Here is an 11,586-nt window from a genome sequence, read left to right as displayed (position 1 = left end):
TCCTCGAACGGATAAAAACCCTCCTTCAGCTACCTGTGGAAGGCTACCGGCAATCCAGCCCTCCTTCCACCATATTTATGGTCTGCCACCGAAATTTAACCCAAGGGAAAGCAATTCATCTTCAACGCGCGTGAGCCAGCCGGCCGCCCACGTAGGTCGCCCGGACGGCCCGGTCGTCGCCCAGGATCATCTGGATGAAGAGCTGTTCGGCGAAGTCGCGCGCCTCGTCCATGCGGAACGCGATCAGGGGTGTCGAGCGCATGTCGAGGACGACCAGGTCGGCTTCCATGCCGGGCGCGATGCTGCCGACCTTGTTCTCGATGTGCATTGCGGCCGCCGAACCGCGGGTGGCGAGATAGTAGGCGTGGGCAGCCGACAGGGGATACCGGTTGAGTTGCGCAGCCTTGTAGGCCTCGTTGAGCGTCTGAAGGATCGAGAAGGAGGTGCCGGCGCCGATATCGGTGCCGAGGCCGACCCGGACCGGGCGGTCGGCCTGCTTGCCGCGCGCGATGTCGAACGCGCCGCTGCCCAGGAAGAAGTTCGAGGTCGGGCAGTGGGAGATCGCGGCATCGGCCGCGTGCAGGCGCTTCAGCTCCTCTTCCCCCAGCCAGATTCCGTGCCCGAACACCGCACCCGGGCCGCACAGCCCGTAATGATCGTAGACGTCGAGATAGTTGGCGCGCTCGGGGAACAGTTCCCGGGTCCAGGCGACCTCGGCCTCGGTTTCCGCGATGTGGGTCTGCATCAGGCAGTCGGGATGGTCGCGCCACAGCGCCCCGGCGGCGGCGAGTTGTTCGGCCGAACTCGTGCCGGCGAAGCGCGGTGTGATCGCGTAGAGCAGGCGGCCGCGCCCGTGCCATTTGCGGATCAGCGCCAGCGACTCGTCGTAGCCCGCCTGGGCATCGTCGCGCAGACCCTCGGGGGCGTTGCGGTCCATCAGTACCTTGCCGGCGGCGAGTCGCAGGCCGAGCGCTTCCGCCTCCTCGAACAGGATATCGGCCGAATGGGCGTGGACGGTGCAGTAGACGCAGCTCGTCGTGATTCCGTTGCGCAGGTTCTCCTGCAGGAAGGCGCGGGCCACGCGCCGCGTATAGGCGCGGTCGGCGAACTTCAGTTCGGTTGGAAAGGTGTAGCGTTCGAGCCAGTCGAGAAGCTGGGCGCCGTGGCTGGCGATCATCGGCATCTGGGGGAAATGCACGTGGGTGTCGATGAACCCCGCGGAGATCAGCGCATCCTTGCCGAAGTCCCTGACCTCTGTGCCGGCGGGGAGCATCGGGGCGACCCGCGCGGCCGGTCCGAAATGTGTGATGTGCCCGTCCTGCATGGCCACGATCGCATCGGGCTCGTGGACGAGGGTGCGCTCGAGTCCGTCGCGGAACGGATCGCCGGTGAAGGTGAGGGCGGGGCCGCGGATGGCGGTCGGTCGGGCAGCGGAAGACATCGCGGCGACGTTCGCACCGAACGGCAAAGCGGGGAAGGGCTGTGCTACAGGAGACGTCTGCAACGGGAGATCGGCGATGGGTGAGATCGTGTGGCGCGGCATGACGCGGGCTGAACTCGACAAGGCTTACGACAATACCAATGCGGTGGCCGATTCCGGCGCGCGCCGCGACGGCTGGATCGAACGCAGCGAACGCTTCCGGGCGAGCCATGGCGAGGGACTCGACCTTGCCTACGGTCCGCGGCCCCGCAACAAGCTCGACCTGTACCGTTGCGGCCGTGCAAAGGCGCCGCTGTTCGCCTTCATCCATGGCGGGTACTGGCAACGTAACAGCAAGGAAATCTTCGCCTGCATGGCCGAAGGCCCGCTCGCGAACGGGATGGACGTCGCCTTCCTGGGTTACACCCTGGCACCCGAGGTCACCCTGTCGGAAATCGTCGAGGAGATCGCCGAGGCGGTGCGCTGGCTGCGACGCGAAGGACCGCGTCGCGGCGTGGCGCAGGATCGGCTGGTCGTATCGGGCTGGTCTGCGGGCGGCCATCTGACGGCGACGACACTGGCCATGGACGAGGTCGATGCCGGCCTCGCCATCAGCGGCATCTACGACGTCGAGCCTTGCCGTCTGAACTACCTCAACGAAAAGCTGAATCTGACGGCGGAGGAGGCGGCCCGAACGAGTCCGCTGCTGCATCTTCCGAAGAAGAGCGCTCCGGTCGTGCTGGCCTACGGCACCGCCGAGCTGCCGGAACTCCAGCGCCAGTCCGTCGCCTATCACGAAGCGCGCCGCGCGGCCGACCTGCCCAGCGAGTTGCTGCCGCTCGCCGGCTTCAATCATTTCTCCATCATGGACCAGCTCGAGGCCCGCGACGGAGCGCTCGCCGTGGCCGCCAGGCATCTTGCCTTTCCGTCAGATTCCTGACGGAAAGGCGGCATTTTCCGGCGGTTTTGCCCCGTCCGCGTGCATCCTACGACCGGTCGTCACATTCCCCTTCCCATCGCTCGAATGGTATTTGGGGCGTTCTGGGAGGTGACTGATGAGCGTCGATCGAGAGGCAGCCGACGCTGCCCCGAAAGGCGAGCGCGAGCTCGGGTCGAAGACGACGAGTTGGGTGGCGCGCATCGCTCTGGTGACGGCATCTCTCCTGATGTCGCTGGCTCTTCTCGAAGTGGGATACCGGCTGGTGCAATGGGGGCCCGAGAGGCTCGTGCATTGGCCCAACCTGGCTCACAAGCGCATGGGGACCGGCCCCGGCGGCGAAAGGTGCCAGTACGCATATAATGCGGCGATCGGCTGGACGTCGCCGGCAAACTGTACGTCGAACAGCTACAATTCCGACGCCGACGGCTTTCGCCGCGCCTCCGCTCAGGCATCGCTCGCCGAGCCTCCCATCCTCGTGACCGGCTCTTCCTTCGCCAAGGGCGATGAGGTGAAGGATGATGAGACCTGGCCTGCCTATCTCCAGGACATGATCGGCCGGAAAGTGGTGAATGCCGGGGTCAGCGGATATGCGTTCGACCAGATGGTGCTCGCCACCGAGCAGCTCGTGCCCAAGGTGAAGCCGCTTTTCGTCATTGCAAGCTTTACGCCGGGCGATATCCAGCGCGCCGAGCTCAAGGTCGCGTGGAGCCGCGAGAAGCCCTATTTCTCGGTCAGGGACGGAAAGCTCGATCTCAACAACGTGCCCGTTCCGGGAAGGCCGGGGGCAGCGGTCCCCTTGCCCGCGGTGGCGGAATGGCTCGGATGGTCGGCGCTGGCCGACCTCGTGGTGCAGCGTCTCAGCATCCAGCAGGGCTGGTACTTCACCGAGGTCCAGGCCGTGCCCCGCGGCACCGGCGAGACGATCGCCTGCCGGCTGATGCCGCGGCTTGCCGCCTTGGGTGTGCCGGTCGTCGTCATGGCGCAATACAGTCGCGGCTACTGGAACGGCGATGGCCCGCAGGGGTCGGCGCATCATCGATCCCTCCGGAAAGTGCTGGACTGCGCCGCTGCGGCCGGACTCATCCCGTTCGATCTTTCCGATACGCTGAAGGCGGCCGTGGACTCCCGCGGCGTCAATGCACTCTATCGCTCCGATCACCATTCGGCCGAGGGCAATCGAGTGGTTGCCGACCTCGTGATGCGCGAACTCGTCAATCGGCGGCTGCTCACGAAGACGGCAGACCGCTGATAGGGAGCACTCGCAACGGTCGGGCGGTGGGCGGGTTAACGAGGTTCTGATCTTCCCGGAAAGGACCCGAACCATGGATCACAACAAGCATGTCCGCCTTGCAGGCAGCGAATTGACCCCCGAAATACTCGCAGACGCCACGATCTACGGTCCCGGCGACGAGAAAATCGGCACGGTGGCCCATCTCCACGGCACCGGCCCGGCAGCCCAGATCGTGATCGATGTCGGCGGTTTCTTGGGCATCGGCGCCAAGCCGGTGGGCGTGCCGGTCGGCGACCTCGAGTTCATGCGCGACGAGGACGGCGACGTCCATGCGGTAACGAGTTGGACGAAGGACCAGTTGAAGGCGATGCCCGAGCATCGGGATCGCTGAAGGCGAAGGCTGGCACCAAGGGCCAGCTGAGCCGGCCGAGATTCGCGCCATATAAGTCGCCGATGGAAAAACAATGGCACCATTCCCGCGCTTGATTTAAGGGAATGGCGGGAAGCACCTGAGCCGCAAATTGCAGAGCTACTTCCGTGACTGGCCGACATTATGCAATTGATTTCTGCCCATAACTGGTCGGGTGCAAATGTTCCAACGGATGCTGCGAGCTTTCACGCCACCTGCACATCATCCTGTCGGGATTCTCCCCGTCGTGGCCTGTGTCCCCGGCGCAGACGTCTGGTTTCTGCGCTTTACATTCGCGTTCCTGTCGCATCTTCGGCAAGGCGGCCATGTCGTCGACCGGCTCACCGGTGAGACTGTCGGAGATCCTGCAGGCCCACCATTCAACTTCGATCATGTGAGCGGAGGACCGCTTCTTTGGGCGCCCGATCTCGGTCCGTCCCGTCATCTTATCATCGGGCATACGATTTGTCCGGGGTTCAACAGAATTTCTTCGGAATATGGCTGGTGGGCAGGCACACCGTTTTCTGCGCCGGGCTATGACTACTTCCATGATGCAATGAATTACGCCCATGTGCCCGTCGACCTGGCGCCCCATGCGTTTATTCCGGTGTCTGTTGGGGATGTGGATGCTGCTGCCTGGAACGACGCCAGACAACGCATGGTTCTCGTTTACGGCGATCCCATCGAGAAAGCTTTGCCGAGTTTCAACCTGAGGCAGAGCCAGGTGCGTCCGGTGTATGGCCGATCGGGCGAGCGGCCAGCCGCGGATCGGTCGTTCGACGAGTATCTGTTCAAGCACTCACTGCCTGCTTACGCCAAGATGATGGTTTCCTATCAAGCGATGGCGCGCGCGGTGCCAGGCGCGGTTCAGATCGTATCGGAAGACGCTCTACGAGCGGAGCCCGTCCGAATCCTGTCTTCCGTGCTCGGGCACCTGAACCTTGATCGCTGGAAATCGCCGCTGATCGATGCCGTCGTCAACCTGGCGCGGCGAGAGCACATCGTGGCAATCGAGAGGGAGCTCGGACGAAGCCTGATGGGTTCGCGGCGCAGCCGCAAGATTGCGGCATCGTCTGTGTCCGAGCCGGTCGTCAGGGCTGCGAGGGATCCGGGCCTGCGGCGCAAGGCCTTGACCTTGCTTGCTTCGATGGGTGTGAACCCGACGTACTTCGAGGTGCCGCCGGTAGCGGTACCCCTTGAGGCGGGTGCTGCAACCAGGCGTAGTGTGTACTCGGCTTGAAGTGTGTGCCGCCGTCCAGGCAGGATATTCAGTCATCGTCGCGTCCCCGGTGGCAGGTTGCTGCCACCATCTGGCAGGGCGATCGCTGCTGGAGACCTGGATTCGTCGCCCAGGCGTGGAGGAAGGCTTGAAGCAGAATGTTGTGGTTGCGACGCATCACAAGACGGGCACGGTCTGGATGTCCACGGTGTTCAAGGCGATCGCGCGAAGACTAGGGGCGAACTACGTCGACTTCTGGTCGCACTATGGGCGGCTCGATCGGGTTCTGAAGACACCCTTCATTCTTATGAATCACAACTCGATATTCGCGCGGCACGCGAGCGAGCTTCGCCGGGAAGACGTCCGAATACTTCATCTCATTCGTGACCCGCGCGACGTGCTCATTTCGGCCATGCACTACCACAAGAAGGCTGACGAGCCGTGGCTTCATGAAAGGATATCGGGCAGCCACGAGTCTTCGTATCAGCAACGGCTCAATTCGCTCGCTACCATGTACGAGCAGTATGTGTTCGAGTTGGAGAACGCGACGGGCAGCACCATAGAAGCCATGCTCGATTGGCAATACGACAGGCCGAACTGTCTGGAGGTCCGCTACGAAGATCTGTGGAGCGACCGGTCGCTGTCTCTGTGGCGGCAGGCGGCGTCCACGCTGGGATTCGAAGGTTCCGAACTGGAAGTTTGCGAGAAGTGCTTCTGGGACCACAGCCTGTTCGGCCAGGCTTCCAGAGCCAATCGGCGTCATGCCCGTTCCGGCGAAGCGGCGCAGTGGAAGAGCGAGTTCACTCCGGAATTGGCAGAGGCTTTCGTCCATCGCTTTCCCGACGCCTTGCAGGCACTCGGATACGAGGAGGACGACCGCTGGATCGAAAGCCTGACCGTATGGCCGAAGCTCCAGGCACAAGGTTGTACAGCGCGCTGAGGACGAGCGATCGCTGCCATGATCAGGCCGATCCGAAAGTCTCCCCAAAAACAAAGGGCCTGACCGTTGCCGGCCAGGCCCTTGTCGATTTGGTGGAGCCAAACGGGATCGAACCGTTGACCTCTACAATGCCATTGTAGCGCTCTCCCAGCTGAGCTATGGCCCCGAAATCCTTGGGAAGGCGCGAGGTTATAATTGCTGCCTCGCGCGCTGGCAACAGTCTCTAGCGGTCTCCCTCGCCCTTATCGTCGACCTCGACCTCGACTTCGACCTCCAGATCGTCCTCGTCATCGTCGAGATCGTCCGCCGCCAGCGCCTCGTCGCCGTCGACGTCGGGCAAATCGTCACCGTCGAGATCGTCGACCTTCTTCTTGGCCGCCGCCGCCTTGGCTGCCGCTGCGGCAGCCGCTGCCGCCGCTGCCGTTGCTGCGGCCGCGCCGCGGCCCCGGCGGACCTTCACGAAGTCCTCGCGATCATGCTCACGCCCGCACTTGGGGCATTTGATCGGACTCTTGCCCAGGTCGTAGAAGCGCGCTGCACAGCTCTGGCAGGTGCGTTTGGTGCCCCAGCTCGCTTTGACCACGCTTAATCTCCTGCAAATGTGCTGGAATCGGCCAAAAGGGCCGCGAGGGAGCGCGTATGTCACGCGTCTTTCACCCTGTCAAAACCAAATTCCGGCATGCTACGACGGCCGCGCGTTGCAGGTCCCCCTGCCGCCCAACTCTGTCGTGGAGACTTCCCTGTCCGCCCATGCCGCTCCTGCGAAGCTGATCGCCCGTCCCGTCGACCGGTTGCGGGGCCGTGTCCGGGCGCCCGGCGACAAGTCGGTCTCCCACCGGTCCCTGATGTTCGGCGCCCTGGCGCTGGGCGAAACGAACATCACCGGCCTGCTGGAGGGGGAGGACGTGCTCGCCACGGCCGCTGCCCTGCGTGCGCTCGGCGCGAAGGTAGACCATGAAGGCGGCGGCGCATGGCGTGTGCGCGGATTTGGCGTCGGCGGGGCGCGCGAACCTGACAATGTGCTTGATCTCGGCAATTCCGGGACCTCCGCCCGCCTGCTGTCGGGGATCCTGGCCAGCCACCGCTTCACCAGCTTCATGACCGGCGATGCCTCGCTGCGCCGCCGGCCGATGCAGCGGGTGATCGCCCCGCTGTCGCAGATGGGCGCCCGCTTCGAGGCCCGCGAAGGTGGCCGCATGCCGCTCGCCATCATCGGCACCGACGAGATGGTGCCGATCGAATACCGGCTGCCCGTCGCCTCCGCACAGGTGAAGAGCGCCATCCTCCTTGCCGGCCTCAATACCGCAGGCGAGACGACCGTCATCGAGCCCGAGGCCACGCGCGACCATACCGAGCGCATGCTGCGCCATTTCGGCGCCGAGGTGCGGGTCGTGCCCGCGGAGGGCGGCGGTAAGCGCATCACGGTGGTCGGCTGGCCCGAACTCAAGGCGCGCGACATCGTGGTGCCGGGCGATCCCTCGTCGGCGGCCTTCGCCGTCGTGGCGGCGGCGATCCGGCCGGGCAGCGACGTGACGGTCGAGAATGTCGGCCTGAACCCGCTGCGCGCCGGCCTCTACGACACGCTGCGCGAGATGGGCGCCGACATCACGGCGGAAAATGCCCGGGAAGTGGGCGGCGAGCCGGTAGCCGACCTGCGCGTGCGCGGTGGCGAACTGCGCGGCGTCGAGGTGCCGCCGGAGCGGGCGCCGTCGATGATCGACGAGTACCCGATCCTGGCCGTCGCGGCGTCCTGCGCCCGCGGCACCACGCGCATGCTGGGCCTCGCAGAGCTGCGGGCCAAGGAAAGCGACCGGCTGGCCAGCGTCTCCGCCGGGCTCGCCGTCAACGGCGTCCGCCACGAGATGGGCGCCGACACGCTGTTCGTTCATGGCACGGGCGAGGCGCCGGCCGGCGGCGGGACGGTGGTCACGCATCTCGACCATCGCATCGCCATGGCCTTCCTCGTGCTGGGGCTGGCCTCGCGCGACGGCGTTGCGGTCGACGATGGGTCTCCCATCGATACCAGTTTCCCGGGCTTCGCCAAGCTGATGGGCGACCTCGGGGCCCGGATCGAGGCCGCGTGACGGACCGACCGGTCATTGCCATCGACGGGCCCGCGGGCGCCGGCAAGGGCACGCTCGCGCGACGGCTGGCCGACCATTTCGGCCTGCCGCATCTCGACACCGGGCTGCTCTACCGCGCGGTCGGGCTGAAGGCCGAAAGGACCGGGCGCCCGCCGGTCGAGATCGCGGCCTGCCTCGATCCTTCTGATCTGGCCGATCCGGGGCTGCGGACCGACGTGGCGGGCCAGGCCGCGTCGAAAGTGGCGGCGATTCCGGAGGTTCGGGCCAATCTGCTGGATTTCCAGCGGAAATTCGCCGATCAGGCGAGCGGCGCCGTGCTCGACGGGCGGGACGTGGGCACCGTCATTTGCCCCCACGCGTCAGTGAAATTATTCGTGACCGCCAGCGCCGAGGCGCGGGCGGAGCGGCGGTACCGGGAGTTGCGCGCCAAGGGGGTCGACACTATAAAGCCGCGCGTTCTTGCCGAGATGGCGGAGCGGGACCGTCGCGACAGCGAACGGGCGGCTGCACCTCTTAAAGCCGCACCCGATGCTTACCACCTCGATACCAGCGACATGGATGCCGATGCGGCCTTCGCCGCCGCCTTGGCGTTCATGGAGAGCAAGGGCTTTCGATCCTCCGGGCCGTAAGTCGCCGCCGGCGGATCGAAGACTTTCAGCGGCGGCTGCGCCGGAACGTGTCGTTCCTGCGTCGGTGTTTCAAAAGGCAGTGGATCCGCCGGACTTAACCGGTTGGCCGACGGGCGGCAGCGTTTCGCCCGGGATCGATGAAGGAGAGTTTTGAATGGCCAAGGGCAGCGCCCTGCGTACCCCGAACGACGCCGCGAGTGCGGAGTTCGCAGCACTACTCGAAGAATCGCTGGGCGGTTCGTCGAGCTTCGAAGGCACGGTCGTCAAGGGCCGCGTCATTCGCATTGCCAACGATTTCGTCGTGGTGGATGTCGGCCTCAAGTCCGAGGGCCGCGTCGCACTGCGTGAGTTCGCCAACGGCGGCGTCGGCGCCCCCGAGGTCAAGGAAGGCGACATCGTCGACATCTTCGTCGACCGTATGGAGAACAAGGAAGGCGAAGCCGTCCTGTCGCGCGACAAGGCTCGCCGCGAAGAGGCCTGGACCGTCCTCGAAAAGGCGTTCACCGACCAGGAACGTGTCATGGGCACGATCTTCGGTCGCGTGAAGGGTGGCTTCACGGTCGACCTTTCGGGCGCCGTGGCCTTCCTGCCGGGCAGCCAGGTCGACGTGCGCCCGGTGCGCGATGTCGGCCCGCTGATGGGCCAGGCCCAGCAGTTCGCCATCCTCAAGATGGACCGCCGCCGCGGCAACATCGTCGTGTCGCGCCGCGCCGTCATGGAAGAAACCCGCGCCGAGGACCGCACGCGCCTGATGGGCGCGCTGTCGGAGGGCCAGGTGCTCGACGGCGTCGTCAAGAACATCACCGACTACGGCGCGTTCGTGGATCTGGGCGGCGTCGACGGCCTGCTCCATGTCACCGACATCGCCTGGAAGCGCATCAACCATCCGTCGGAAGCCCTCACCATCGGCCAGCAGGTCAAGGTGCAGGTCGTCCGCTTCAACCCCGAGACGCAGCGCATCTCGCTCGGCATGAAGCAGCTGATGAGCGATCCTTGGGACGGCGCGGGTGCCAAGTACCCGGTCGGCCTCAAGCTCAAGGGCCGCGTCACCAACATCACCGACTACGGCGCGTTCGTCGAGCTGGAGCCGGGTGTCGAGGGTCTGGTCCACGTCTCCGAGATGAGCTGGACCAAGAAGAACGTGCACCCCGGCAAGATCGTGTCGACCTCGCAGGAAGTCGAAGTGATGGTGCTGGACGTCGACATGTCCAAGCGCCGTATCTCGCTCGGCCTGAAGCAGTGCATGGCCAACCCGTGGGAGAGCTTCGCCGACAAGTACCCGGCCGGTACCGAGATCGATGGCGAGGTTCGCAACATCACCGAGTTCGGCCTGTTCGTGGGCCTGCCCGGCGACATCGACGGCATGGTCCATCTCAGCGACCTGAGCTGGGACAAGGCCGGCGAAGAGGCGATCCGCGACTACAAGAAGGGCGACCAGGTCCAGGTCAAGGTCCTCGACGTCGACATGGACAAGGAGCGGATCTCGCTCGGTATCAAGCAGCTCGCCAACGATCCGTTCGAGAAGGTCGGGGCGGTCGCCAAGAAGGGCGACGTGGTCACCGTCATCGTGGCCGGCATCCAGGACAACGGCATCGACGTCACGGTGCAGGACGGCATCCCGGGCTTCATCCGCAAGACCGAGCTCAGCCGCGACCGCTCCGAGCAGCGTCCCGACCGTTACGCGATCGGCGACAAGCTCGATGCCAAGATCACCAACATCGACAAGGCCTCGCGCCGCGTCGTGCTGTCGGTCAAGGCGCGTGAACTCGACGAGGAGAAGAAGGCGATGGCCGACTTCGGTTCGTCCGACTCGGGCGCCAGCCTGGGCGACATCCTGGGCGCCGCTCTCAAGAAGCGGGCCGAGGCCGACGACGACGAGAAGTAGCCAATTCATCATGGTTTACGGCAAGGCCGACCCGCAAGGGTCGGCCTTTTCTTTTGCTTTCAAGGGCTTAGGCTTGACGACACCGTTATCCGGTTTAATATCAAGGACTTAACAACGGTTCTCCGGGCCTGAAGCGCCCGCCATGGAAACGCGATGACCAAGTCCGAGCTGATTGCGCGCCTGGCGGCCCGGAATCCGCATCTCTACCAGCGGGATGTCGAGCGGATCGTCGCAACCGTGTTCGACGAGATTTCCAAGGCGCTGGCGTCTGGCCACAGGGTCGAATTGCGCGGTTTCGGCGCATTCTCCGTGAAGAAGCGCGATCCGCGCACGGGCCGCAACCCCCGCACCGGCGAGCAGGTCTCCGTCGCCTCCAAGCGCGTCCCCTATTTCAAGACCGGCAAGGACCTGCGCGACCGGCTGAACAAGGAGGCCGCGCGCGCCGCGGGCCTGCTGCCGCCCGACTCAGCGGACGACGACAAGAAATAGATCTGCTGCGATCGTCCGCCTCGCGTCGTGGGGGTGGGGTGTGGCATTCTCCGGCCGCATGAAAATCCTCTCGCGTGCCCTGTTCCTGCTCTTCATCCTGATCGGTGTCCTGGTGGCGGTCAGCAATACGCAGACCGTGCAGCTGGCGCTGTGGCCGTTGCCGCACATCATCGTGATGCCGGTCTATCTGCTGGTCGTGGCCATGCTGCTGCTCGGCGTCCTTGCCGGGCTCGGTATGGGATGGTGGGCGGGCCGGCATCACCGTCGTCGCGCCCGCGAGGCCGGTGGCGAGGCGGCCCGCCTGGACCGCGAGGTCACGCGCCTGCGCGCTGCCCAGACG

The 11,586-nt window shown here is 65.2% G+C and carries 12 protein-coding genes and 1 tRNA gene; 10 read left to right on the top strand and 3 right to left on the bottom strand.

Features of this window, described 5'->3' with window-relative positions:
- Positions 1-121: 121 nt before the first annotated feature.
- Positions 122-1,441, bottom strand: a complete 1,320-nt coding sequence (gene guaD, locus ACT6UX_RS27875; protein ID WP_444778420.1) for a guanine deaminase — start codon at positions 1,439-1,441, stop codon at positions 122-124.
- 76 nt (positions 1,442-1,517) lie between these two features.
- Here guaD and ACT6UX_RS27870 point away from each other — a divergent pair, with 76 nt between their 5' ends.
- The 5 genes from ACT6UX_RS27870 (at position 1,518) to ACT6UX_RS27850 (ending at position 6,159) form a co-directional block, all read left to right on the top strand.
- Entirely contained in the window at positions 1,518-2,360 is an 843-nt protein-coding gene (locus ACT6UX_RS27870) for an alpha/beta hydrolase (protein WP_444778419.1), read from the top strand.
- Between the two features lie 115 nt (positions 2,361-2,475).
- Positions 2,476-3,609: a hypothetical protein gene (locus ACT6UX_RS27865; RefSeq protein WP_444778418.1), complete on the top strand. Its 1,134-nt coding sequence runs from the start codon at positions 2,476-2,478 to the stop codon at positions 3,607-3,609.
- Between the two features lie 73 nt (positions 3,610-3,682).
- Positions 3,683-3,982, top strand: a complete 300-nt coding sequence (locus ACT6UX_RS27860) for a PRC-barrel domain containing protein (RefSeq protein ID WP_444778417.1) — start codon at positions 3,683-3,685, stop codon at positions 3,980-3,982.
- Positions 3,983-4,247: 265 nt separating this feature from the next.
- Positions 4,248-5,240 carry a hypothetical protein gene (locus ACT6UX_RS27855; RefSeq protein ID WP_444778416.1) on the top strand — a complete coding sequence of 331 codons (993 nt, stop codon included), beginning with the start codon at positions 4,248-4,250 and terminating at the stop codon, positions 5,238-5,240.
- Between the two features lie 127 nt (positions 5,241-5,367).
- Complete coding sequence (locus tag ACT6UX_RS27850) at positions 5,368-6,159, top strand: sulfotransferase domain-containing protein (RefSeq protein WP_444778415.1); 792 nt, start codon at positions 5,368-5,370, stop codon at positions 6,157-6,159.
- Positions 6,160-6,249: 90 nt separating this feature from the next.
- On the opposite strand, the gene ACT6UX_RS27845 is transcribed toward ACT6UX_RS27850, so the two are convergent.
- Together ACT6UX_RS27845 and ACT6UX_RS27840 are read right to left on the bottom strand one after the other, a co-directional pair.
- Positions 6,250-6,325, bottom strand: a tRNA-Ala gene (locus ACT6UX_RS27845).
- Between the two features lie 57 nt (positions 6,326-6,382).
- The gene (locus ACT6UX_RS27840; protein WP_298307833.1) at positions 6,383-6,742 is read right to left on the bottom strand and encodes a TIGR02300 family protein; all 360 of its coding nucleotides are present in this window, start codon (positions 6,740-6,742) and stop codon (positions 6,383-6,385) included.
- 157 nt (positions 6,743-6,899) lie between these two features.
- On the opposite strand from ACT6UX_RS27840, the gene aroA reads away from it, so the two are divergent.
- The 5 genes from aroA to ACT6UX_RS27815 all read left to right on the top strand — a co-directional run.
- Positions 6,900-8,243 (top strand): 3-phosphoshikimate 1-carboxyvinyltransferase, encoded by a 1,344-nt coding sequence (gene aroA / locus ACT6UX_RS27835; RefSeq protein ID WP_444778451.1) that lies wholly within the window; start codon positions 6,900-6,902, stop codon positions 8,241-8,243.
- Entirely contained in the window at positions 8,240-8,872 is a 633-nt protein-coding gene (locus ACT6UX_RS27830; RefSeq protein ID WP_444778414.1) for a (d)CMP kinase, read from the top strand. Before aroA ends, ACT6UX_RS27830 begins: the two co-directional genes overlap by 4 nt.
- Positions 8,873-9,026: 154 nt before the next feature.
- Positions 9,027-10,757, top strand: coding sequence for a 30S ribosomal protein S1 (gene rpsA, locus ACT6UX_RS27825; RefSeq protein ID WP_444778413.1), 1,731 nt, complete (start codon positions 9,027-9,029; stop codon positions 10,755-10,757).
- Positions 10,758-10,910: 153 nt separating this feature from the next.
- Positions 10,911-11,246 carry an integration host factor subunit beta gene (gene ihfB, locus ACT6UX_RS27820; RefSeq protein WP_444778412.1) on the top strand — a complete coding sequence of 112 codons (336 nt, stop codon included), beginning with the start codon at positions 10,911-10,913 and terminating at the stop codon, positions 11,244-11,246.
- Between the two features lie 58 nt (positions 11,247-11,304).
- On the top strand, positions 11,305-11,586 hold a 282-nt coding region (locus ACT6UX_RS27815), incomplete at its 3' end, for a lipopolysaccharide assembly protein LapA domain-containing protein (protein ID WP_444778411.1).

The organism is Reyranella sp. (genome assembly GCF_052439685.1).
Classification (GTDB): domain Bacteria; phylum Pseudomonadota; class Alphaproteobacteria; order Reyranellales; family Reyranellaceae; genus Reyranella.
The sequence above is the reverse complement of the archived record's forward strand: the minus strand, read 5'-3'. Positions and strand labels throughout refer to the sequence as shown.

Bases quoted from the DNA above. Each gene is read 5' to 3' on its own strand.
- guaD (WP_444778420.1), bottom strand. From the start codon at position 1,441: ATGTCTTCCGCTGCCCGACCGACCGCCATCCGCGGCCCCGCCCTCACC.
- ACT6UX_RS27870 (WP_444778419.1), top strand. From the start codon at position 1,518: ATGGGTGAGATCGTGTGGCGCGGCATGACGCGGGCTGAACTCGACAAG.
- ACT6UX_RS27865 (WP_444778418.1), top strand. From the start codon at position 2,476: ATGAGCGTCGATCGAGAGGCAGCCGACGCTGCCCCGAAAGGCGAGCGC.
- ACT6UX_RS27860 (WP_444778417.1), top strand. From the start codon at position 3,683: ATGGATCACAACAAGCATGTCCGCCTTGCAGGCAGCGAATTGACCCCC.
- rpsA (WP_444778413.1), top strand. From the start codon at position 9,027: ATGGCCAAGGGCAGCGCCCTGCGTACCCCGAACGACGCCGCGAGTGCG.
- ihfB (WP_444778412.1), top strand. From the start codon at position 10,911: ATGACCAAGTCCGAGCTGATTGCGCGCCTGGCGGCCCGGAATCCGCAT.